General features: G+C 60.2%; 25 protein-coding genes and 1 tRNA gene. 8 read left to right on the forward strand and 18 right to left on the reverse strand.

Annotated elements, in window-relative coordinates:
* The 9 genes from PHV01_RS09720 to purM form a co-directional block, all read right to left on the reverse strand.
* A partial coding sequence (locus PHV01_RS09720; protein ID WP_337290960.1) for an adenylyltransferase/cytidyltransferase family protein occupies positions 1 to 407 on the reverse strand: 407 nt, incomplete at its 3' end.
* Positions 404 to 664: a hypothetical protein gene (locus PHV01_RS09725; protein WP_337290961.1), complete on the reverse strand. Its 261-nt coding sequence runs from the start codon at positions 662 to 664 to the stop codon at positions 404 to 406. The genes PHV01_RS09720 and PHV01_RS09725, both read right to left, overlap by 4 nt.
* 212 nt (positions 665 to 876) lie before the next feature.
* Positions 877 to 1,584, reverse strand: a complete 708-nt coding sequence (pal, locus tag PHV01_RS09730) for a peptidoglycan-associated lipoprotein Pal (RefSeq protein ID WP_337290962.1) — start codon at positions 1,582 to 1,584, stop codon at positions 877 to 879.
* A 58-nt stretch (positions 1,585 to 1,642) separates the two neighbouring features.
* Entirely contained in the window at positions 1,643 to 1,999 is a 357-nt protein-coding gene (locus tag PHV01_RS09735) for a hypothetical protein (protein WP_337290963.1), read from the reverse strand.
* Between the two features lie 241 nt (positions 2,000 to 2,240).
* Complete coding sequence (locus tag PHV01_RS09740) at positions 2,241 to 3,683, reverse strand: copper resistance protein CopC (protein ID WP_337290964.1); 1,443 nt, start codon at positions 3,681 to 3,683, stop codon at positions 2,241 to 2,243.
* Complete coding sequence (locus PHV01_RS09745) at positions 3,680 to 6,793, reverse strand: efflux RND transporter permease subunit (RefSeq protein WP_337290965.1); 3,114 nt, start codon at positions 6,791 to 6,793, stop codon at positions 3,680 to 3,682. Before PHV01_RS09745 ends, PHV01_RS09740 begins: the two co-directional genes overlap by 4 nt.
* Positions 6,794 to 6,808: 15 nt before the next feature.
* On the reverse strand, positions 6,809 to 8,035 hold the full coding sequence (locus tag PHV01_RS09750) for an efflux RND transporter periplasmic adaptor subunit (protein WP_337290966.1): 1,227 nt from the start codon (positions 8,033 to 8,035) through the stop codon (positions 6,809 to 6,811).
* Positions 8,036 to 8,213: 178 nt separating this feature from the next.
* The gene (locus PHV01_RS09755; protein WP_337290967.1) at positions 8,214 to 8,600 is read right to left on the reverse strand and encodes a hypothetical protein; all 387 of its coding nucleotides are present in this window, start codon (positions 8,598 to 8,600) and stop codon (positions 8,214 to 8,216) included.
* Between the two features lie 126 nt (positions 8,601 to 8,726).
* Complete coding sequence (gene purM, locus PHV01_RS09760; protein WP_337290968.1) at positions 8,727 to 9,848, reverse strand: phosphoribosylformylglycinamidine cyclo-ligase; 1,122 nt, start codon at positions 9,846 to 9,848, stop codon at positions 8,727 to 8,729.
* A gap of 292 nt (positions 9,849 to 10,140) precedes the next feature.
* Between purM and PHV01_RS09765 the strand changes: the two genes are divergently transcribed.
* The 5 genes from PHV01_RS09765 (at position 10,141) to PHV01_RS09785 (ending at position 12,087) form a co-directional block, all read left to right on the forward strand.
* Positions 10,141 to 10,365: a type II toxin-antitoxin system HicB family antitoxin gene (locus tag PHV01_RS09765; protein WP_337290969.1), complete on the forward strand. Its 225-nt coding sequence runs from the start codon at positions 10,141 to 10,143 to the stop codon at positions 10,363 to 10,365.
* Entirely contained in the window at positions 10,365 to 10,604 is a 240-nt protein-coding gene (locus PHV01_RS09770) for a type II toxin-antitoxin system HicA family toxin (protein ID WP_337290970.1), read from the forward strand. Before PHV01_RS09765 ends, PHV01_RS09770 begins: the two co-directional genes overlap by 1 nt.
* Positions 10,605 to 10,703: 99 nt before the next feature.
* Positions 10,704 to 11,192, forward strand: coding sequence for a type ISP restriction/modification enzyme (locus tag PHV01_RS09775; RefSeq protein ID WP_337290971.1), 489 nt, complete (start codon positions 10,704 to 10,706; stop codon positions 11,190 to 11,192).
* Positions 11,193 to 11,435: 243 nt separating this feature from the next.
* Positions 11,436 to 11,711: an AbrB/MazE/SpoVT family DNA-binding domain-containing protein gene (locus tag PHV01_RS09780; protein ID WP_337290972.1), complete on the forward strand. Its 276-nt coding sequence runs from the start codon at positions 11,436 to 11,438 to the stop codon at positions 11,709 to 11,711.
* Entirely contained in the window at positions 11,704 to 12,087 is a 384-nt protein-coding gene (locus PHV01_RS09785; protein ID WP_337290973.1) for a type II toxin-antitoxin system VapC family toxin, read from the forward strand. The genes PHV01_RS09780 and PHV01_RS09785 overlap by 8 nt, the downstream gene beginning before the upstream one ends.
* Positions 12,088 to 12,183: 96 nt before the next feature.
* On the opposite strand, the gene PHV01_RS09790 is transcribed toward PHV01_RS09785, so the two are convergent.
* From PHV01_RS09790 to PHV01_RS09815, 6 genes are all read right to left on the reverse strand, one after another.
* Positions 12,184 to 12,259, reverse strand: a tRNA-Phe gene (locus PHV01_RS09790).
* 222 nt (positions 12,260 to 12,481) lie between these two features.
* Entirely contained in the window at positions 12,482 to 13,186 is a 705-nt protein-coding gene (locus PHV01_RS09795; protein WP_337290974.1) for a hypothetical protein, read from the reverse strand.
* Between the two features lie 287 nt (positions 13,187 to 13,473).
* Positions 13,474 to 13,983, reverse strand: coding sequence for a response regulator (locus PHV01_RS09800; RefSeq protein WP_337290975.1), 510 nt, complete (start codon positions 13,981 to 13,983; stop codon positions 13,474 to 13,476).
* A 1-nt stretch (position 13,984) separates the two neighbouring features.
* Positions 13,985 to 14,476: a Spy/CpxP family protein refolding chaperone gene (locus PHV01_RS09805; protein WP_337290976.1), complete on the reverse strand. Its 492-nt coding sequence runs from the start codon at positions 14,474 to 14,476 to the stop codon at positions 13,985 to 13,987.
* On the reverse strand, positions 14,463 to 14,999 hold the full coding sequence (locus tag PHV01_RS09810) for a hypothetical protein (RefSeq protein WP_337290977.1): 537 nt from the start codon (positions 14,997 to 14,999) through the stop codon (positions 14,463 to 14,465). The genes PHV01_RS09805 and PHV01_RS09810 overlap by 14 nt, the downstream gene beginning before the upstream one ends.
* Positions 14,996 to 15,523, reverse strand: coding sequence for a sigma-70 family RNA polymerase sigma factor (locus PHV01_RS09815; RefSeq protein WP_337290978.1), 528 nt, complete (start codon positions 15,521 to 15,523; stop codon positions 14,996 to 14,998). The genes PHV01_RS09810 and PHV01_RS09815 overlap by 4 nt, the downstream gene beginning before the upstream one ends.
* Positions 15,524 to 16,251: 728 nt before the next feature.
* Here PHV01_RS09815 and PHV01_RS09820 point away from each other — a divergent pair.
* Together PHV01_RS09820 and PHV01_RS09825 are read left to right on the forward strand one after the other, a co-directional pair.
* Positions 16,252 to 16,848, forward strand: a complete 597-nt coding sequence (locus tag PHV01_RS09820) for a glycine zipper family protein (protein WP_337290979.1) — start codon at positions 16,252 to 16,254, stop codon at positions 16,846 to 16,848.
* A 115-nt stretch (positions 16,849 to 16,963) separates the two neighbouring features.
* Positions 16,964 to 17,698: a hypothetical protein gene (locus PHV01_RS09825; RefSeq protein WP_337290980.1), complete on the forward strand. Its 735-nt coding sequence runs from the start codon at positions 16,964 to 16,966 to the stop codon at positions 17,696 to 17,698.
* A gap of 108 nt (positions 17,699 to 17,806) precedes the next feature.
* On the opposite strand, the gene PHV01_RS09830 is transcribed toward PHV01_RS09825, so the two are convergent.
* The 3 genes from PHV01_RS09830 to pyrF are packed head-to-tail and all read right to left on the reverse strand — an operon-like array spanning position 17,807 to position 20,759.
* Complete coding sequence (locus PHV01_RS09830; RefSeq protein WP_337290981.1) at positions 17,807 to 18,694, reverse strand: 3-hydroxybutyryl-CoA dehydrogenase; 888 nt, start codon at positions 18,692 to 18,694, stop codon at positions 17,807 to 17,809.
* Positions 18,695 to 18,709: 15 nt separating this feature from the next.
* The gene (locus tag PHV01_RS09835; protein ID WP_337290982.1) at positions 18,710 to 20,050 is read right to left on the reverse strand and encodes a replication-associated recombination protein A; all 1,341 of its coding nucleotides are present in this window, start codon (positions 20,048 to 20,050) and stop codon (positions 18,710 to 18,712) included.
* Positions 20,031 to 20,759, reverse strand: coding sequence for an orotidine-5'-phosphate decarboxylase (gene pyrF / locus PHV01_RS09840; protein WP_337290983.1), 729 nt, complete (start codon positions 20,757 to 20,759; stop codon positions 20,031 to 20,033). Before pyrF ends, PHV01_RS09835 begins: the two co-directional genes overlap by 20 nt.
* Before the next feature lie 137 nt (positions 20,760 to 20,896).
* Between pyrF and PHV01_RS09845 the strand changes: the two genes are divergently transcribed.
* Complete coding sequence (locus PHV01_RS09845; RefSeq protein ID WP_337290984.1) at positions 20,897 to 22,153, forward strand: hypothetical protein; 1,257 nt, start codon at positions 20,897 to 20,899, stop codon at positions 22,151 to 22,153.
* The last annotated feature ends 33 nt before the right edge of the window (positions 22,154 to 22,186 follow it).

The following is a 22,186-nucleotide window of genomic DNA, read 5'->3' on the forward strand; positions in this document are numbered from 1 at the left end:
CCATGCCTCTCTACCGTCTCCCGACCGATGACCTCTTCCTTCGCCCAGTCGGCGCCCTTGACTAATACATCAGGCTCAAGCGCTTCGATGATACGGCTCGGGTCCGGTTCCTCGAAGATCACCACGTAGTCGACCGAGGCCAGGGCCGAGAGCAGCTCTGCCCGCTCATCCTGCGAGAGTACAGGCCGGAATGGGCCCTTCAGTAATCGGACCGATGCGTCACTGTTCAGACCGACGATCAGCAGGTCGCCCAGTGTCCTCGCTTGCTGCAACAAGCGGGTATGTCCCCGGTGCAGTAGATCAAAACAGCCATTGGTAAAGACCGCCCGCTCTCCCAGCGCCCGGCGCTGCCGAACGATGACGCCCAGTTCGCAGAGCGTCTTGATCTTGCCGGCGCCAATCATCATTTCGCTTTCTCGGCCTTGTCCGGTAAAAGGGAGAGCAATCCGTATAGAGCGGCCTGTTCGATCAGCCGCCTCCCCTTTGCGGCATACGGAGCGGAGGTCATCAGTCGGATCTCCCCAAGCGGACCGAAGGTAATCCCCTGAAACCCGCCGACTCGCATAGACCGGAGCCAGCACGGGACACCATAGCGTTGCAGATGCAGGCGGAGGAGTTCCGCCTGCATCTCATCATACGTCGCATAAATCATCCGTTCAGACATCTGTGGCCTATCGTAAACCGGCGCAAGTTCGATCGAACAACATGAGGCAGGGCGACTTCCCGGAGGAGAGACTGCATCGAGGGGGCGGATCAGCGCAGCGAAGTGACATCACGACTTCCAGGGGGAACCCCCTGAACGGCATCGGAGGGTGGCCCGACTCTTGGCACACCGACCAGCGGTCGGTTCGGAGAGGCAATCGCCTCTCCTCTCCTCTATTGCAAAACGAAATGGGCTCTCCGGTTCAATTTCCAGGCCGACTCGTCGTGGCCAGGGGCGAAAGGCCGCTCCTTCCCATAACTGATAACCTTGATCCGCTTGACGTTGATCCCGGCGGCGACAAGGTAATCCTTTGTCGACTTGGCGCGCCGCTGGCCGAGGGCGAGGTTGTACTCCCGCGTCCCGCGCTCATCGCAATGGCCCTCGATGATGATCGAGGCTGTCGGATTTGCCTTCAACCACCGAACGTCCTCGTTGAGGCTCTTTTTCATATCCGCCCGAATCGTTCCTTTGTCGAAGTCGAAAAAAATATCCTTTAGGGGTGACGCCTTCTTTTCTGCCGCTCCTTGAGCGGTTTCCGGCTGTGGGGTTACGGGGGGCAAGACCGCCTCAGTGGGTACCTTTCCCCTCAGCGCTGCGAAGGCGGCCTGGCACTTACCACGTATGTGGGCGTCAGGATCTGCGAACGGATTGAACTCCGTGGCCTCGTGGGTGAACCAATCCATGCAGGCTTCCGCGGCGGCGAATTCCTTAGGCGCGCGCGTTTCGGCGCCGGCGGCCTTCGCCTCGGTGAGGACGGCCTTCATGCTGTCCATCTCAGGGCGATACGACGCGGTGGTTGCGCACCCCGCGATCATTAGAGCCACCGATGCACAGAACAGCGCGAGTTGAAATACCCGACCGGTCTTCGGACTCCTGTTCATCTTCTTCGATCCCCCTCTCTTTGAGGCCGCTGTCGGCTTATAGCTGTCAACCATCAGCTTATTTTCTGCGCTGCGCAATCGCCTTGGCCTCCTCAGCGGCTTTCTTGGCTATGCCCGCCGCCGTCTCCGCCGCCGCCAGATCGCGCTCGAACAGCTCCCGCTCGGCCAGGATCAGGTACTCTTTCGCTTTGGCTATGTGATAGCGGGCTGAACCGATCCTCGCTGCACCTGCGGCCTCCGCCTCGGCCACGGCCACCTTGGCTGCGCTCACAGCGGCTGGAGCCGTCCGCTCCCCGGTGACCCAATCGTAGGATTCCGGTCTGAGATGTATCCCTGAGCAGCCCCACAGTAACGCTCCCACACTAATCAAGGTAAGTGCAAGGGGCCATCGAACAGCCCCACCGCCGGTTCTCATCGCGTCCCTCCTATGTTTCGCATATAGAGGTGGGTAAAATCCAACGTGAACGACAACACATTGAAGACTCTACTCCTGCCCCGCCAAAGGGCTAAACGCATATAAACTATCACAGTCTGTTGTACCAGTCAAAGCCAATGTCTCCCCGGTTCGATCGCTCGCTCAGTCGCCTTACATGAGGATTAGCCAGAGGGAAACTGACTGGTCCGACTGGAGCGTACCGCATAGTCGCTGGAGGCTGCTAAGGCTGACGATGGGTCTGTTGTTCAAGATGGTGATGGGCAAGGATGTGACGGGCCGGAGGGAGATGGGTCAGTAGGGCCGCAAGCGCCAGGGCGGCGATGACAAGGATCCACTCCAGCCGCATAAACTGGCGCAGGCGGCGGCGGATCCCCGCTACTTGGTCGCCACCTGCCCCTACGAGCCAGGCGCCGCCGAGGCGACCGATTGTTGTCACCAGTGGTCGATAACGCGCGCCGAGCGGATCGCGCAACAGCGGCAGGAAGTAATACCGGTTCACGGCAGCAAGCGTCAAGACCAGCCCCACCAGGACGACCTTGACGAAGAGGGTCAATCCATAGGAGGTCGTGACGAAGGGCTGCAACGATCTCACCTGCAACCACGCATTAAAGAGCCCCGCCACGAGCAGCGTGAACACGCAGTAGGCCGCCATCCTCGAAAAAGGGCGGCCGATCGCTGCAAGCTTGCGCGTCACCTCCTCCGTGCGAGGAGGGACAGCCACGCGCTGCAATAGGAATCCGAATGTGAAGAGACCGCCGATCCAGATGGAGACCGCAACCAAGTGGATCCAATCGATCAGGACGGGCATCGTCAGGTCTCCCCAGTCCCCGGCATGTCCAGACAGGCTTGTTGTCAGGGCGATGAGTGTGGCTGCGGAAAGGGAGAGCATAATGGTTCGCTGGCTCTGCGATACAGTCGTCCGACCGAAACCCCAGACAAGTCCCATGATTCCAATAAAGCCGAGTCGGATGAGCCAGACGACGCCAAAGTGGGTCTGCAGCAGCACAACCGGGAGGGTGACGTGTATCTCGATAAGGCGCACGTCGCTCATCATCTGTGTTCTCAGGATCAGTTCGCCGATAGTTGTCAGCGCCACAAGCACGATCAAACTTAGTTCCAGCCGCCGAAGTGGTCGCTCAACCGTCTCAAATGCCTGACGCGGAAGCACAACCGACCGAATAAGGAGCAAGCGAAAAGCCAGCGCGCCGATCAGCATCGAGAGGCCGATGAAGCTGAGCCAGCGGACAAAGAGCTGCGGAATTGTAGCAGCCGCGCTGGTAGCCCAAGGCCGATCGGGCAGGCCGGGACCGATAGCAAACGAAAGACCACCTTCAGTGCGGTGGCCGTCGTGGGCGACAACGCTCCACACGATCCGGTATTGTCCTTGTGGCAGGGGCGGGAGAGACGCTTCCAAGACGGTGTGGTCGGCAGGGTTCACCCGTCCGTCCCCGTTGTCAACCTGCTGATGGCCGGCATTGACCACCTTGATCGTGCTGAAGGCGGGCTCCAGCGCTCCGTCGAACCATAGCCTCACGCGCGGGGGCGGCGGCTGGAGCGTTCCACCTACCCGTGGCTCCGAGTGGTCGGGAAATGCATGGCCCCACGCTGTGGTGGTCAGCAGGAGCAAGCTGAGGGTGACGAAAGGCGCAGGAATGAGCTTCACGTCAACCTTCCTTCCAGGGCCATCTGTTGCCGGAAGACCTCTTCCCGCTCCCAGCCGAACCGCATGAACAGGGTCGGCACCACGATCATGTTCAGCAGCGTCGAGGTGAAAAGACCTCCCAGGATAACCTGGGCCAGCGGTCGCTCCAGCTCCTTCCCGGTCGCCTCGCCGAACAGCAGCGGGAGCAGACCTAACGCAGCCGCGGCGGCCGTCATCAGGACCGGCGCAAGTCGGTCCTTCGACCCCTGGATAATGGCGTCTTCCTTCGAAACGCCTTCAGCCCGAAGCTGCCGATAGTGGCTGACCAGAATGATCCCGTTTCGGGCGGCGATTCCAAAGACACTGATGAACCCGATCAGCGCGGGGACGCTCGTCACCATCCCCGTGAGCAGGATGGCCGCCACACCGCCGATCAACGCCAAGGGGAGATTGACCATGACGAGGAGGGCGGCGCGTGGCGAATTGAACGCCTTATACAGCATAAGGAAAATTCCGACCACCGCCAGCCCGCCATACACTATCAGCACCCTCGTCGCTTCCCGCTCACTTTCAAACTGCCCGCCGTACTCGATGAAGTAGCCGGCGGGAAGCCGGACCTCCCTGGCAATCCGGCTTTGGGCCTCGTGGATCACGCTGATGAGATCCCGATCCGCCACGTTCGCCTGCACAACAATTCGCCGCTGCAACCGCTCCCGATTGATCATGAAGGGGCTGTTTACGATCTGCAGGTCGGCCACCAGCCGAAGCGGGATTTTGCGCCCCTCCGGCGCGTCGATCAAGAGATTTCGCATAGAGGCCTGGTCTTTGCGGGAGTCCTCATCGAACCAGGCGAACAGGTCGAACCCCCGTTGCCCTTCAATGATGCGAGAGATCGATCTCCCGCCGAAGGCCACTTCGGTCGTCTCCAGGATGTCACCCACGTCCAGACCGAGACGAGAGGCCTCCTTCCGATCGACCGCGATGCGCACCCCCGGAACATTGATGAGGGGTTCCAGCAACAGATCCGCAACCCCCTTGATCTCTCGCATGATCTGCTCAACCTGCTGCCCTTTCGCTCGGAGTACGGCCAGGTCGGGCCCATAGAGCTTGATGGCGATCTGGGCCCGGATGCCCGAAAGGACCTCGTCCAGCCGGTGCGAGATAAACTGGCCCAGCACGGTGGCCACACCGGGAACCTGTTCCAGATGCTCGCGGATGGCACGGAGGAGCAGTTCCGGATCGCGTTCGCTGTATCGAATCGCGATATCGAATTCACTCACATTCGGCGGCAGCGCCTCCTCATCCAGCTCTGCCCGACCCGCCCGCTGGGAGGCCGAGATGACCTCGGGATGCTGCTTCAGAATTCGGACAATCCGCTCCCCCACGCGCATCGACTCTACAAGCGAGACACCCGGCAGCATCGTTGCCTGCAGGATGAAGTTGCCTTCGCGAAACTCAGGGAGGAAGGAGCGGCCGAGGAACGGGACGACCGCCAGACTGGCAGCAATCAGGAGCATGCAGGCGGCCATTACCCACCGGGGGTGGTGCAGCGCCCGGCGCAGGAGCGCTTCATAGGTGCGCTTCATGCTCCTGATCGTCAGGCTCTCCTGTTCCGGTTGAGCGTCCCCGCGGCGAATCAGGAGCATGGCGGCCAAGGCCGGGACTAACGTCACCGCAACCAGGAGGGAGGCAAGGATCGCAAAGATATACGCAAGGCCGAGCGGCGTAAAGATCCGTCCCTCCACCCCTCCAAGCAGAAAGATCGGCATGAAGACAATCAGGACGATCCAGGTGGCATGGACCACGGCGTGCCGGATCTCAACTGACGCCTCGTAGATCACCTTCAGGGGAGGGTCTGGGTGGGCCTTCTCCTTATTGAGTCTAAGCCGGCGGATGATATTTTCTACGTCCACAATCGCGTCGTCCACGACCTCGCCGATGGCGATGGCCAGCCCCCCAAGGGTCATCGCGTTGATGCCGATCCCGAACGTCTTGAGCAGCAGCACTCCGGAGATTAATGAGATTGGCAGCGCCGTCAAGGTAATGAGAGACGCCCGGACATTGAAGAGAAAGAAGATGACGACGATACTGACGACCACCACCCCTTCCAGGATCGCCTGACGCAGGTTGGCAATGGAGGACTCGATGAAGCTCGCCTGGCGGAAGACCTGCGTATTCAGCTCGACCCCTGGCGGCAGCGTCTTGCGAATCTCCTCCAGCGCCTGTTCTACCTGGTATGTAACCGTCAAGGTATCGACCCCAAAGAGCTTCGAGACCGTTCCGATCACGGCGGGCTTGCCCTCCCACGATGCGTCCCCCCGCTTGAACTCCGGACCGAAGCGGACCGTCGCCACCTGATCCAACCGGATCGGTGTCCCGCCTCGCTCCGCCACCTTGGTCTGCTGAAGCTCTTGAAGCGACGAGATCCGGCCAGCCCCGGTGATGACGTATTCCTGGGCAGGCGTCACCAGAAAGCCTCCAGGGACACTGACGTTCGCCTTCCTGATGGCATCAAGGATCTCCTTGGCGGTCAGGCCGTATTGAAACAGCTTGTCCGAAGACAGTAGCACTTGATACTGCTTCGCGTCGCCGCCGATGGAGACTACTGAAGCCACGCCAGGAATCGCCAGCAGCCGGTTGCGGATCTCCCAATCCGAGATCGTTCGAAGCTCCATCAGGGAGACGCTGTCGCTTGTGAGCACGTATTTGACCAGCCAGCCCACCGCCGAGGTAATCGGGAGCATCATGGGACTCTTGGTTCCCGCTGGAAGCCGATCCTTGACCCCCTGGAGACGTTCGGTCACAAGCTGGCGGGCCGCGTAGATGTTCGTTCCCCACTTGAAGACCACGACGATACTTGACAGTCCAGCGGTCGATTTCGACCGGATCACCTCCACCCCCGGAGTCCCATTAATGGCAGACTCGATCGGAAAGGTAATGAGGGACTCGACGTCCTGCGGCGGCAGGCTAGGGGCCTCCGTCTGAATGACGACCTGAGGCGGGGCAAACTCGGGGAAGACGTCAAGCGTGATCCGGCGTAACGTAAACAGACCGACAACCAGCAGGACGACGAAAGCGACCACCACGAGGACGCGATTTCTCAGTGATCGTTCAATGATCCAGGCGAACATCTCACCCCTCGCACCTCAATGTGTGTGGCCGCCCAGTGCCGGTCCGCCGCCCTTTGCGGCAAGCCACTTTGCGTAAAGCTGGCGGCTGCCGTCCGTAATGACTCGATCGCCAGGGGAAAGGCCGCTTTTCACCTCGGCATAACGGTCATTCCGGATTCCCAGTCCGAGGTCTGCACGGAGATACACGCCGTCCCGTTCGACGAAGGTAAACTCCACCCCCTCCGCGCTGATGAGCGCCTCAATCGGGACGGTGAGGCTCCTGTGCTGCTCTCCCACGATCACATAGACCTGGGCAAAGAGATCTTGTTTCAGCAGCCCGCGAGGATTTCCGACCTCTGCCCACACCGAAATGGTCCGCTTTACCGGGTTGACCGTCGGGCTGATGAAACTAATTCTCCCTTCGAACACCTCATGGGGGTATGCGGAGACGGCGACTCGGACCCGTTGTCCAAGCCTGAGCAGGGGCAGGGTGTCCTCGAAGGCCTCCCCCTCAACAATCATGGTGGAGGTATCGATAATCTTCATCAAGGCAACATTGGGCTCAATTGCCTGACCAATCACGACGTTGCGCTCGACGATCGTCCCACTGATGGGGGCCGGCAGATGCAACGTGGCGACCATCTGCTCCTCACGAATCCGCGCGATCGCCTGCTGGGGCAGACCGAGAAAGTTCAGTTGGCGGGTGAGGCTCTCGATCTCGTTCAGGACCTCGCGATGCTGGTTCTCGAGTTTCAGCAACTCCTTCCGGGCCACAATCTCCCGTTCAACGAGTTGTCGTACTCGCTCCAGATCCAGCTTCGTCAGTGCCAGCCTGTTCTCGGCCTGAATCAGGCTCAACTCCAGGCGTTCCAACTCCACACTCTTAATGTCCAACAGATCGTCTCCTCGCTTGACCCAGGTGCCAAGCGATGCATGAACACTAAGTACAATGCCCGGCACACGGCTGGTTACCTGCGCCACCCGATCGGGATGCGGCTTGACAATTCCATTGAGCTTGCGGACATCTTCAGTCGGTCGAAGCGCTACCGCCTCGGTCCTGAGACCGATGTTGTCGCGCTCTTCGGGAGTCAGTCGGATACCAATTGAAGCCTCGCCGAAACCGACCGTCTCCCCGTGCTCTCTGTCATGGGGCGCTTTGTCTGTCTCGCGCGGTGTGGGCCCGGTCTCTTGCTTGCCGCATCCGCCTGCCGCGACGGCAATCGCCAGCAATATCACGCTAATGAATTGTTTCAACTCTTGCATCTCTCTTCTGCCCAAGCAAGATATCGGTCAATCGGAACTGCCCAACCATAGACCTTTCGCCTTCAGTAAGATGAAAAGAATGGAAAGTGGACCCCCTCGCCGGGCGGATCATACGGGTAAAAACTAGGATCTGCGCGGTCGAGGAGATGCCTACAATGCAAGAATGCCGGCAGGCGAATTAAATCTGATAGACCACGTTCAGTACGTACAACTCTTTTGAAGAAGAAAGTGCGGCGGATCGGAAGGCGAGGAGTAAGGGGCCGGTCGGTTCCTGTCGCCTGACGGCCGAGAACCGTTCGTGTGGAATGGCTTGCAGGGGCTCAGTTCGGAGGCTGATGCCGGCCTTTGCGCCGGCACCCGTCTCTTGGCCGCTCAGGGCCGCGTAAAGCTGGTGGCCATCGCAGAGGAGAGGATGGGATGAACTATGGTCGAAATCGGATAAGGTAACGCGCTGGTACGCAACAGCGCTGACTTGGTGGAAAAGGCAAAACGGATAGACCCACAACAGGCAGATAGCCGTAATGAGAGCCATGGTCGGAGCTAGCGATCCAGATCCCCGTCCCATTGAGTCATCCTTTTCGCGATCGAGGATAACTTCATGCTATCACGGCCCATGTGTACTTTCAATCCAGAAAGCTCACAGCCGTGCTGGACTCTAGCCGACTCAGCCCTCGGGCAGAAAGACCGCTGCTTACATCGTTGATGATACCTTCACAAATCGATTGCCCTGGCCGACCAGGCCTCGGGGCCGAATGACGACCTTCTGCTCCGGATCGCTGACCACGTGGCCGATCTGCAAGGCCTCCCGGCCATGATGCTTCACGATCTCCACAAAGGACTCCGCATCCGCTTCAGCGACGACGGCACAGAATCCGATCCCCATGTTGAAGACCTGGAACATCTCGTGATCGGGGATACCCCCCGATTTCTGGATCAGGGAAAATATCGGAGGGATCGGAGGAAACCGGTCAATGACGTAGCCGACTGCGTGGGGCTTTGTATCTAGTCGCAACAAGTTCAGTAGCCCGTCGCTCGTGATGTGGGCGAGCCCGTTGATGGCCAGCGATCGCTCAAGCGCCTCGACTACCTCCGGCACATAGATCAGGGTCGGCTCGAGAAGTTCTTCCCCCAGCGTTCGCCCAAGCTCCTCGAATCTGGTATCCACCGAATACTTGTTCTGCGTGAACAGGACCTGCCGAGCCAGCGTCAAGCCATTACTATGGATCCCGCTGCTTCGGATGCCAATAATGACATCACCAGGAGTCACGGCCCTGCCAACAATCACCTTATCGAGCGGAACATGGCCGACACACATCCCGACCAGATCGCATCCCCATCCCTCACGCTCTGATGCGAGCATCTCCCGGACCTGGGCGATCTCACCGCCGCAGATGGCGACCCCTGCGCGGCGCGCGCCTTCCTTCAACCCTTGCATGAGCTGATCGATGAGGTCCGGGTTCGCCTGCTGCACCGCGATATAATCCAGAAACGTCGTCGGGCGCGCGCCCACGCAGAGCACATCGTTCACATTCATGGCCACGCAGTCTATCCCGACCGTATCGAACTTCCGCATCCTCTCTGCAACCATGAGCTTCGTACCCACCCCGTCGGTTGAGAGGGCTAGACCCATTCCATGACCGAGATCGATGACGTTCGCAAAAAAGCCGATAGGCAAGACCGGTTTCCCGACCCCTCGCACAAAGGCAAACGTTTCGCTCACCGTCTCGATCACCCGGGACAGCACCTGCTCTTCTCGCTCGACATCGACGCCGGCGCCGAGGTAGCTCGCTTCACCCTCTGGATGCTTCTGCATTTCCTCTGTCCTTTTACGTCAGAAAGCCTGGCGACGTCACCACGAACCAGTCAACCGCGAGTCAACAGTAAGAGATTCGCTGGGGCGCGTCAAGCAGTATCGTGGGTTGTCAGGGTGAAGACCACGGCTGCAATAAGAGGGTGAGCCGATTTATACCCATTGAGGCGGCAGTGATGAATTTATCGCGTGGCGTGAATCAAGCGGGTCAGCTTGCGCATGGGAGCGCGAAGGAGTATGATCCGTTGGAAAAGATCTGAAACGACTTTTCTCTTAGCCAAAAAAAGGGACGTTGATGCGTTACTTCAAAGTGATCGTGGAGAAACATCCGGAGGGCTACGTGGCGTATCCCATGGGGCTCAAAGGGGTAGTGATCGGCGAAGGCGAGACCTATGAGGATGCCTTGGAGGATGTACGATCGGCCATCCGCTTCCACATCCAGACCTTTGGATCGGAGGCGCTGGAAGCTGAATCCCCCGTCCTGGACGCCTTCATTGCGGAGGCCACAGTCACGGTCTGATGCCCACGTTTCCGGTAGATGTCCCGAAAGCAAGGGTCATTAAGCCATTGGAGCGGCTGGGCTTCCGGCTGGTCCGAGAGGGGCCGCATCTGGCGATGGTCCGCGAGAACCCGGATGGAACACAGACGTCCCTCACCATACCTAATCACTCCGACATCAGAGGCTCGACGCTCCGCACCATCTGCATTCAAGCGGGTATCGCCCAAGACGAATTCCTGAAAGCCTACGAACAGACATGAGTCGGGGCTCGATGACCCCGCGAATGCGCAGTGAGCTTTGTAGCACCAGTTTTCCTGCCCTAATCTAGCCGCGGATGAGACGCCTTGGGTACATTTGAGATGCTCGGCGCCTACCTTAAAAGAATCTTCGACGTCACCAAACATGGGGACGCTAGAGAAGAAAGCTACTACTCTGGCCTGGAAGAACTCATTAACAACTACGCAGAGTCTTCCGGCAAGAAAAAGACCCATGTCACAACCCTTCCCGAGAAAACCGGCCGCCCCGCCGCCCGGTTTGAAGGCGCAGGCGACAATCGCGTGAGGAGGTACCGATACAGCGAGCATGAGCAGCGGGTGTACATCAACGAAACTCAGTACTTTGAAGGGATCACTCAAGAAACCTGGGAATATCAGATCGGCGGCTATCAGGTGTTGAACAAATGGCTGAAGGACCGCAAGGAACGAATCCTCAGCCTCGAAGACCTCCAGCACTACTGCCGCGTCGTTACGGCGCTCGCCCGAACCATCCAGATCCAGGCCGAGATTGCCCGCTTGTATCCACAAGTCGAACAGGACACCCTGGCAGTTGAGCTGTCTCCGAAGGCTTGAAGCGTCCAACTAGAAGAGAACATCTGCGTGATGGCCCTCCGCTCGATCGTGCAGTCGAGAGAGTCCGTACACCCATTTCAAGCCGCATCCTCAACCGAATTGGCTATTTTCACCATACGGTAAAACTTCGTAATTTTCATCCTTACAAACCGTACTTAGGCATGATTAGAAGATGTGGCATATTACTGTTCATGGTATATTAATTGAGCTTGACACGTATACGAGGTGTGGTAATCTATAGTCATGGTAGTCAAACTCAAAGATACTTCACGTGAAGGTGTGGTAACGAGGATCGGTAGAGGGGCGCGGGTGGTAATTCCGGTCTCGCTCCGCAAGGCCCTGGCCCTCAGTCCCGGGGATCCCGTGGTCCTGAAGATCGAAGACGCGACGTTGCGGCTGATTCCGCTCCGTGAGGCCATTGCGGAGGCGCAACACCGCGTTCGCCGGTATATCCCGGCGGACGCCGGTCTGGTCGAGTCGCTGCTCCAGGACCGCCGGAGAGAGGTACAGCGTGAGTAGGGTCGTCCTCGATGCGTCCGCGCTCCTCGCTCTGCTGAATCAGGAGGATGGAGCGGAACGAGTCGCCCCACTCCTGGCGGATGCGGTGATTTCAACAGTGAACCTGGCGGAGGTCGTCACACGCCTAGCCATTGCAGGGATGCCGGAGGCCGCTATTCGGGATACCTTGGCCCTGCTTCCTCTGGAATCCGTCCCTCTTGATGTCGAGGACGCCATCGACCTGGGGCTACTTGCGCCCGTGACCCGGTCCTCGGGACTGTCGCTGGGCGATCGAGCCTGCCTGATTCTCGCCCGACGTCTGGGCACCACAGCCGTCACGGCGGATCAGGCATGGACGGGCATCGATGCGGGAGTACCTGTCGAGCTGATCCGTTAAGCGGGAGAATCAGCACAATTCTGACACAATTTCCCGGTATCGGCCGTGAGGGAAGGCAACAGCGGGCAATATAACTCGGATTTTAAAAAGAAGTGATGGTGGGCAGGGGCGGAATCGAACCGCCGACACCAGGATTTTCAGTCCTGTGCTCTACCTACTGAGCTACCTGCCCGAAACTACAAGGGGATGAGCCGATTACAAAAAGGCTCGATCTTTGTAGCACCGCGCAGATTATTTGTCAAGGAGTGTAGTTGCAGCTCAAACTGCACTATTGAGAACAGTGCAACCGCATGGTCTCCAGCCCCGAGATCGATCGTTCTCACGATTGGCGAGCTTCGTCTCGGTGATGCACAATTTTGCGACATCTTAAGGAGCGTAGCCCCCGTTCAGTTGTTTACTGTGCGGGTGCCGCTGAGAGTTGCACCTTCGCCCAAAAGCTCAGCGGCTCGGGCCGATCGCCATGAGTTCTCGCTGTACCAGACCCTGCCCTCTCACCTGGGTCACCCCCTGGTAATCCTCCACCGCGTTTCCCCCAACCACCACCGCGCCTCCCGCTCCCACGCCTCCCGCCTTGCCTGATCTTCGGCTCAAACTTTCCCGCCTCAATGCCGAGCTTCAGAGTCGAACCCGCAACTGCCCCGACCGCGTACGGACGATCGCTGGATGCCCGCAGAGGAACCTTCAGCTCGTACACTCCTGATCCCTGCGAATTTCCTACTCGCACGCTGATGCCCGGCACCTCGAAAGCTAAGAAGAGTTGGTGATCCTCCTTGCCGGGTCCGAGAAGCTCCAATTTCTCAAGTGATTGCTCCACAACTTCTTCCGATTCCTCCGAACTGCGGGCATCCGTCCGATTGAATGGCGCCGATGTCTCCTGGCCCGGCAGTCCAATTGGATAATGAATCCCCAGCTTCTTACCATCTTCGGACTCCAGCCACACGGTCAACCCCGGTCCCACCATCCGCCGTCGGAACTGCTCCTCTGGAGCCATGAGACAGACATAGAGAAAGTCCGAGTCGTTTCGTATACCGAGGGAAATCTGCGAGTCTTTGAGATAAAAGAAATAGGATCTCCACTCGGTGGGGAGGCCGTCAATCACTATCTCATTGTTATTCCACGAGCTCGATAGTTCGGCTGTGGTGCTGCAACCTCCCATGAGGGCGCTCACAAGAACGATAAGGCATGCCACACCAAAAGGCGCAACGCGCCCTACCGCCGCTCTTCCCAATGATGCTCCAGACCCTCCTTCCACGATCCTGTTCCACGGACTGAGGTCCCGGCGACTAGCACTATTGGTCGGTAGGCTCATGGATCACAGCAACCGGATCGTCATCTGCGTGGAGATAGGTTGCATTCCGGAGAAGCTAAGACACAATGGCTATACGCCTACTGGAAACAATCGAATTCGCCCTGATCACGATCATCCTCAGCCGTTCCATCGGCATTACCTCCTTCTGCCGAGGGGGACGGCAAAAGGGCGCGCTTGATTGTTTCATGGAGCTGGTCGAATCCGCAGGGCTTGGGAAACACAGCGAAGGCCCCCAGCCGTTGGGCTTTCGAGGCTATCGCCTTCTCGAGGCCGGTGACGAGGACGACCTTGATCCACGGGTACGCCACCCGAATCTTCTCCAGCAGCTCGATGCCGTTCATCCTCGGCATCATAAAATCGGTAATGACGAGACCATAGGACATCGAGGACTGCCGCAGGAGTCCCCATGCGAACGCTCCATTAGGGGCGGTGGTTATGCTGTACCCTTGCCTGCCTAACAGGTCTGCCAACAGGGCGCGATTCCCCTCGCAATCATCGACCACCAAGATGCTGCCGACCACTTGTCCCGCTCGAGAAGGCTCGTCGTCTCGTGCGATATTGGAAGAAGCCCTGCGGTGGCCCCGCAACTTAGTGCCCCTCCTCAAGCAGTTTCCGCATCTCCGCACGGATTTCGTTCAATCGTTGTCGACGCTGCTTCGCCTTGGCCAGCTGCTCGGGGGTGAGCAGCTTGCGAACCTCCAGGGCAACCTGCAGCGACTCGTGCATGAGGGGTTCTCGGAGCTTGCCGATCTGCTGGATCAGCGGGGCAAGGTCTTCGGCCTTCACCGGACCGGGGACATAGAGTTTCTCGGCCAACTGCTCGCGCGCAGACCGGAGCTGCCGCCGGAGGGTCTCAAACTTGGGGCGATGGCTCGCCACAATCTGTCTGACTTGCGCCTGCTGAGTCTCCGTGAGCCCCGCCCCCTGAACGAGCTGAAGGAGGAACATCTCGTCGGTTGGGTGCCCCCACCCCGCGCCCCGGCCTCCGGGCGGCTGGCCAAAGGCCGAGGCTGTCCAAAGGCCTATCGCCATGACTCCCAGCAGGATCCCCGCCCCATGCCACGTCTTATGTGTTCTCATGTCTATCTCCTCCCCATGAATCCTCCACTGACGCGTCATCGCGCGTCCATGTCTCTCCCAGCCCGCCCAGCACGTCGTCGTCCTCCTTGTCCAGCATCATTTCCGGCTCGGTGAGACGCCGAGCGGACTGAAGTACTTGAGTCTCCTCATCACTCGGCGCCGACAGACCGGCGGACACCTCCGCAAGGAAACCCAGGGTGCCGGCCTCGTCAAGCGTCGGCTGCCTTTGTACCAGGACCTGGGTGTCACGCCACAGCCACACTTCGACCCCCGCCACGATCACTCCCGCTGCAAGCATGGCGGCCACCATGGCCCGACGTGGCCAGAAAGCCCTCCTCCGAGGACGGACCGTGAGTGCGGATGGCATCCGTTCAAGTGCGTGGTCAATCTGCTCAAGGTCTCGGACCAACTGGCGGTAGCGGCCCGCACAGGTGGCGCAAGCCTCGAGGTGAGCCAGGTCCGCGGCACGGCCTTCACCGTAATGGATGAGCAGCAGGCTTCGATCATGCAAACAGCGTATCATGAGTGCTCCTCAAGCCCCTTGCGCAGGCACGCCACCGCCCGAAACAGATGACGCTTCACACTGCCGGGGCTGAGACCCAAAACCTCGGCGACGTGCTGGGTAGACCACGCTTCGAGATGACGCAACACGAAGACCTCTCGCTGTCGTTGGGAGAGCCGCCGGAAGGCGCGCCAGATGTGCTCACGGGTCTCTCCGGTCAGTGTGGCCGCTTCCGGCGTCGGGTCACGGTCTACGATCTCGACCTCCTCGAGGGCCCCGTGCCAGAGGCGCCACCACGCCGCCCGCTGCCGATCGCGACAGGCGTTGACCGCGACCCGCGTGAGCCATGGACCCCACGCCACAGCGCGGTCTGTTGCCCGGTAACTTTCGACGAGCTTGAGGAACACCTCGTGGGTGACGTCCTCGGCCTCCTGGGAATGCCGTAACAGGAGGCGGCACAGACGCAGCAGTCGCGGAGCGTGTTCCCGGTAGAGCGCCTCACACTGCGCGTACCATGGTGAGCGGTCGTCAAGGCGTCCATCCATTATGTGATCTCACTACTAAGAACGAATGGGCCCCCCTGTTGGTTGACAGAGACAGTCGCTTTTTCTAATCCTTGCGACCAACTGCATGGAGGGCCTTGCAGTCCTGCAAAGCGCTTCTCAGGGAGTGAAGAGGGCTGGTCCTTCCCATTGAGTCGGTCAGAGCGGAGCAGATATCTTCGTCTCATCGTCAAACGGGAGTCCCCTGTGACTTTCTGCTCGCCGGTCCGTGAATCGATGGGTCGCCTCTATTGATCTATTACGCTGGAACTCTGCCCTAGGTGACGCCAACAACACCATCGGCTTCATATCCCGCATCAACGATCAAGCGTACCTTCGTTACCGGATCGCTTCACGAAACGTATAACCACGCGACAATCAAGACGAGCAGGTCGAGTCTCCTGTCAACCAACAGGGGGGCTCATTCGTTAATAAAGGGGAAATGGACGTATCACAGAGGCAAGAGGCGACGTGGCGCAGCAGTTCGCCAAAAAGCCCAGTGCTGGCCCTTTCCTCTGTTGTTGTGCTGTGACTAAACGAATAACGAAGCGTAAAATCTAATTTTATTGAGACTTGCACGAATAATGTAGACTGTGGTTGCCTTCGTTCTGTTCATGGTGCGCTCGTCGAACCATGGGCGGATCAGCCTTCGACACGCTCAGGCTGAACGGAAAGGTACGCAGTTCGCGTTCTATTACCTATGTAAGACTCAATGGAAGGAGGACGAGGGGATGAGAAGAACAGGCAGGTGGCTGATGCCGGGGGTAATCGCAACCCTGATCCTCGTGACAGGATGTGCGACACCGCTGACTCCTCGCGAAAGCGGGACGCTCACCGGCGCGGGGGTCGGGGCCGCCGCTGGCGCCGTGCTCGGTGGGATCGCCGGGTCGCCGGGGAAGGGCGCAGCGATCGGCGCGGGGGTCGGGGCGGTTACCGGTCTTCTGACAGGCAACGCCATCCAAAATGAGCAGGCGGCCAGGCCCTATCCGCCGCGGTATGCCTACGCGCCCCCGTCCCCTGCCTATCAAGTCCGGTACCCTCCGCCACCCCCGCCTACGGCAGCCCTGCAGATCGAGGCCGCGCCGCCAGAGACCGAGATCATCGTGGATGGGCGGAGGATCGGCAGCGCGGGGGAATTCCACGGGCCCGTAACGGTACCGGTGGTGGCCGGGCCGCATGTAGTGCAGTTGTACTGGAGAGGGTTCAGTATCACGAATCATATTGTGGCGTCACCCCAAACCACGGTGATCGTCAGACGGGACCTGGCGCGATCAGCGGGCGCACCTCCACCTCCGCCACCGGGAGCCTATCCTCAGCCGCCATACTGACAACAGTTATAGCCGGCCGGGATGGAGATCCAGAGTGTCGCCGGGGTAACCGTCAGAATAAATTGAACAGAGTTGCGAAGCCATCGTGGGTGACCGCACCAGAAGGAGTCGAAGCATGAACATCGTCAATGAACTGCGACGCTGGAGTGTCCTGATCATCGCCGGCGCGCTTGTGATGACGGCCCCGCTGACGCTGGCAGAGGCGGCGCATGGCGGCGGCGGAAGTGGCGGGGGGCGCGGAGGATTCGGCGGCGGTGGCGGTAGAGGAGGTTTCGTCCATGGGGGAGGCTTTGGTCACGGTTTTCGTGGCCAGAGTTTTCACGGGGGGTTCCACGGCAGCGTCGTAATCGGGCTTGGCGGCTGGTGGTGGGATCCTTGGTGGTACGGCCCGTATTGGCCGTACGGACCCTATGGCTGGGGAGCGCCCTATGGCTACGGGTACCCTGTGTATCCCTATGAGGGGTATGATCCCGGATACGCCTATCCGCCCGCTACGCCACCAGTCGGGTACGAGTACGGCGGGGAGACCTTTCAGGCGCCTCCCCCCGTGATGCCGCCATCGCAGGCTCCACCGGCCGTGAGTTCCCAGGTCCCCCCGGCCTCTGCGCCGGTGACGGCGTCTCTGCAGATCGAGGTGACCCCAGTGGAGGCGGAGATCCTGGTAGATGGCATGCGGGTGATGACGACCAAGGGGTCAAAAGGGCCGGTCACCGTTCCGGTGGCCGCCGGGGCGCACACCGTGGAGTTTCGGGTGGGCGGCGTGACGATCATCGAAAACATTGTGGTTTCGCCGCAGACGACAGTGCTCATCAAGCGGGACCTTGGGACTACAGGAGCGCCTCAGCAGTAACGGGACACTAAAGAGGATCGTAACGAACAACGATCCTGTGCGCTCTGCAAGGGCGCCGACCAAGACTCCCGCGAGGAACGCGAGGACAATGTTTGGGTTGAAACAGCATCACAGGCCCAGATCCGTCGCGTGCGGCGTCGAGCCGGAGTAGTCGTAGAAGCCTCGGCCAGACTTCCGCCCATGATAGCCGGCGATGACCATTGTCTTCAGAAGTGGGGGTGGCGCGTACCGCGCTTCCCGATACTCCTCGAACATGATGTTCGCGATGGCGTAGGTCGTGTCAAGGCCGACGAAATCAGCCAGCTCCAAAGGACCCATCGGATGGTTGCAGCCGAGTCTCATCGCCTTGTCGATATCTGCCGCAGACGCGACACCCGCCTCTAACGCTCGAATCCCATCCAACAGATACGGCACCAGCAGGCGGTTCACGATGAAGCCACAGTGATCTTTTGCCGCAACCGGCTCCTTCCCGAGCGACGTGGCGAAATCGGAGACAGTCCGAAAGGTCTCCGCGCTGGTGCGAATGCTCCGGACCACCTCCACCAGCTTCATCAGCGGAACGGGATTGAAAAAATGCAGGCCGGCGAACCGATCGGCCCGCCCGGTCACAGAGGCCAGCGCCATAATGCTGATGGATGAGGTGTTGCTGACAAAGATGGTGCTCGGCGGGCAGAGGCGATCCAGGGTCCGGAAGAGATCCTGTTTCAGCGGCAGATCCTCGCTGATCGCCTCAATGATCAGGTCGGCCCCTCTCAGCTCTTCCAGGGTGATGGTCCACATGATCCGATCGAGGAGCGTCACCTTTTCCTCGACGGTCATCCGTCCCTTTTCAACCGCCCGTTGCAGCCTGCCGTCGATCGCCTGCCTCGCCTTATCCACAAAGCGCTGCTCCGCTTCCCTGACGACGACTGCGTAGCCTGCCTGCGCGACGACCTGCGCGATGCCGGACCCCATGATACCGGCGCCGATAACTCCAACGGTCTTGACGCTCGTCATGTGCGCTCCCATCACTTACGACGGCGTACCCACCCTCCGGCGGCGCCACTTGGCAAGTCTTTGACCGATCTCGGCTTCGAGTCCACGGTCCGTGGGGTGGTAGTAGATCCGGCCTTTCAACCGCTCAGGCAGGTAGTCCTGAAGGGCTATGGCCTCGGGCAGATCATGCGGGTACTGGTAACCGGCGCCGTATTCCAGTTCCTTCATCAAGGCAGTTGGGGCATTCCGTAGGTGCAGCGGCACCCCTTCGAGCGGCGCCTGCTCTACATCCTGCTGCGCCTCGCCGAAGGCCTTGTAGACGGCATTCGATTTGGGCGCGGTGGCTAGGAAGACGACGGCCTGGGCCAGTGCCAATTCACCCTCAGGCGAGCCGAGGAAATGGTACGCATCTTTGGCCGCCAGCGCCACCTGCAAGGCCCGTGGATCGGCATTGCCGACATCTTCCGACGCGAACCGAACCACGCGTCGGGCAATATACATCGGATCTTCGCCCGATGCCAGCATTCTGGCAAGCCAATAGAGAGAAGCATCAGGGTCGCTGCCCCGCAGGCTCTTGTGCAGGACCGAGATCAAGTTGTAATGCTCTTCCCCGGTCTTATCGTACAGCAGCGTCCGCCTGCCTGACGCCTCCTGGGCCATCTGTGCGGTCAACCGCCTGCTCCCGTCAGGCTGCTCCTCTACCATTTGCGCCGCCAGCTCCAAGGTGTTCAGCGATACGCGGGCATCTCCCGAGCCGAGCCCCGCGATGAAGCGCAGCGCATCGTCATCGGCCTCGATCCGAAGGCGACCAAGCCCCCGCTCCTGATCGTCAAGCGCCCGCCGGAGGATGACGATCAACGCATCCTCCGTCAGCGGACGAAGCGTCACGACCTTCGCCCGAGACAGGAGAGGAGCAATGACTTCGAATGAGGGGTTCTCGGTAGTGGCCCCGATCAGCACGATCGTTCCCCCTTCCACATGGGGCAGAAAGGCATCCTGCTGGGCCTTGTTGAAACGGTGAATCTCATCGATGAACAGGAGCGTCCGCCTGCCATAGGCGCGCTCCTGCTGGGCCCGAGCGATCACCTCTTTGATCTCCTTGATCCCGGAGGTGACGGCCGAGAACGGTAGGAAGGTTGCCTTGCATCGTTCCGCCAATAGGAAGGCGAGGGTCGTCTTGCCTGAGCCTGGCGGACCCCACAGGATCAGCGACGGCAGTTCTCCCGCCTCCATGGCCCTTCGGAGGAGCTTGCCTTCTCCGAGCAGGTGCTCCTGCCCGACGTACTCCTGGAGCGTCCTCGGGCGCATCCGGTCCGCAAGCGGCGCTGCAACCTTTTGGGATGGGGTGGGCAATCGGTCAAAGAGATCTGCTGTCATCGTACACCACCGCCTTGAGCTCATCCAAGATCCGGCGGGTCGCCTTGACCGGATCGGCTGCTGCCGTAATCGGCCGGCCGATCACCAGGTAGTCCGCGCCCGCAACGGCCGCCTCATAAGGCGTCATAACCCGGCGCTGGTCCTCGGTCGGAGCCCATGCCGGACGAATGCCAGGGATAACGAGGCGCATCGACAGCGGCAGGGTGGCCCGTAGTAAGCCGATTTCGTGAGGCGATGCCACGACGCCATCCAGTCCGGCCTCCCGCGCGAGCGACGCTAAACGAACGACCTGCGCCGCAAGATCGAGCTTGCTACCAACGACCTCTTCCAGGCCTCGCGCGTCCAGGCTGGTGAGCACCGTCACCGCCAGCAGTCGCATGGGTGAGTCGATTCCAGCGACGGCGGCCTTTGCCGCCTGCAACATCGCCCGTCCGCCTGAGGCGTGGAGCGTGCACATCACTGCCCCAAGCCTTGCGGCCTCGCGGACCGCTGCAGCCACGGTATTCGGAATGTCGTGCAGCTTCAGATCCAGAAAGACCGCCCCGCCCCGCTGCCTCACCACCTCTACCGTCCGAGGGCCCTCAGCCGTGAAGAGCTGGAGGCCCACCTTGAAGAGCGTCACTGTTGGGTACAGTTGCTCAACCAGCGCGGCGGCTGCAGTCAGGTCTCCCACATCCAGGGCTACAATCAATTCTGGTGGTTTGTGCATGCCCTCGCTTCTCTCTACGCCGATAAGCGCATCAGGTCCTCAGTTGCATGGCGTCACGATACCATGAAGCCAGGGCATTGACAAGGCAGGGCCGGGTAGGGTAAGGGTTGGGTGAACAAGGCGTGGAGGCTTGCAAAATGGAGCATTGGGGGTTCGCAAGGGCCAAAGGGCGACCTGCCTACCGAAGCCTCGGCGCAGGCAGGCGAGTCTGCTGTCGCCTTGCCCTTGGGTTGCTGGTACTCTTATCGCCCGATCTCAGCCGAGCTGACCTCTGGACCGACGCGAGGGTTCAGGAATTGGCGGTGGCGGGAACCGATCACCTCCTCAACCTCGACTACGACCTGGCCGAGCAGACATTCGCCCGCCTTGGCGACGTCGATAGGACGGGTCTACTCGCACCGTTCTACCAAGCCTTCGTGACGCTCATGCGTCTTCAGGATCGGAAGCCAACCCGCCAGGAGTTAGACGCCTTCCTGGCTGCGATGCGCACGCTTATTGCCAGGACCGAGGCGCGCCTCAAGCAGACCCCTGACGAGCCTGACCTCTTGCTCTTACTCGGGATGGCCTGGGGCTCCAAGGCGATGATCGACGGCGTCCGAGGCAACTATTTCTCGGCATACGAGGCGATCAAGCGAACAAAATCGTATCTCGATGCCTGCCTCTTGCGCCAACCGATCAGGTACGATGCCTACTACGCCTTGGGGCTGTACGACTATACGCTCTCCCGAGTCGCATGGTTCTATCGGCCCTTGGTGCACCTGGTGCTTCCACCCGGTGATCGCGAGTGGGGCCTGCGAGAGCTCACGATCGCGAGCGAGCGTGGCGCCGCAACCCGGATGCTGGCGAAGCTCGCCCTTCTGCAGACCTATACCGGCATCGAGAAAGATTTCAAAAAAGCCCTGCCGCTTGCTGATGAGTTGCTCCGCCGATTTCCCGGCAACTCGGAGCTCTACTTCCAGGCGGCTCTGGTCTACTCCGAGCTGAGACGATTCCCCGAGGCGCTGGAGGTCAGCCGTCGCATCCGCGTGAATCTGGAATCAGGCCGCAACCATTTTTCGCGAGAGATGCTGCCGCGATACCTCCAACTCATGGGAAAGATCAACATGGATCGGGGCGACTACCCCACAGCCTTGAGCTTCTTCCGGAAGACAATCGAGCAGCCGGTGCCGCGGTATGCCTGGGTGACGGCGTGGGCCTGGACCAGGACCGGCATGATCCATGATCTGCTGGGGGAGCGGGCCGAGGCGCAACAGAGCTACAGGATGGCGCTCCAGGTCGAGACCGACGGCATCGCCAAAGACGTGGCAAGGCAGTATCTTCACGAACCCTACCGCAAGGACACGATCGGTCGTCCCCCCGCTACCGGACCGGAGGAGTATACGGGATCGCCCTAGCTCAGATCCTCAACCTACTGACCATGCTGAGGG

Origin of the sequence: Candidatus Methylomirabilis sp. (assembly GCF_028716865.1) — a bacterium.
Taxonomy (GTDB): domain Bacteria; phylum Methylomirabilota; class Methylomirabilia; order Methylomirabilales; family Methylomirabilaceae; genus Methylomirabilis.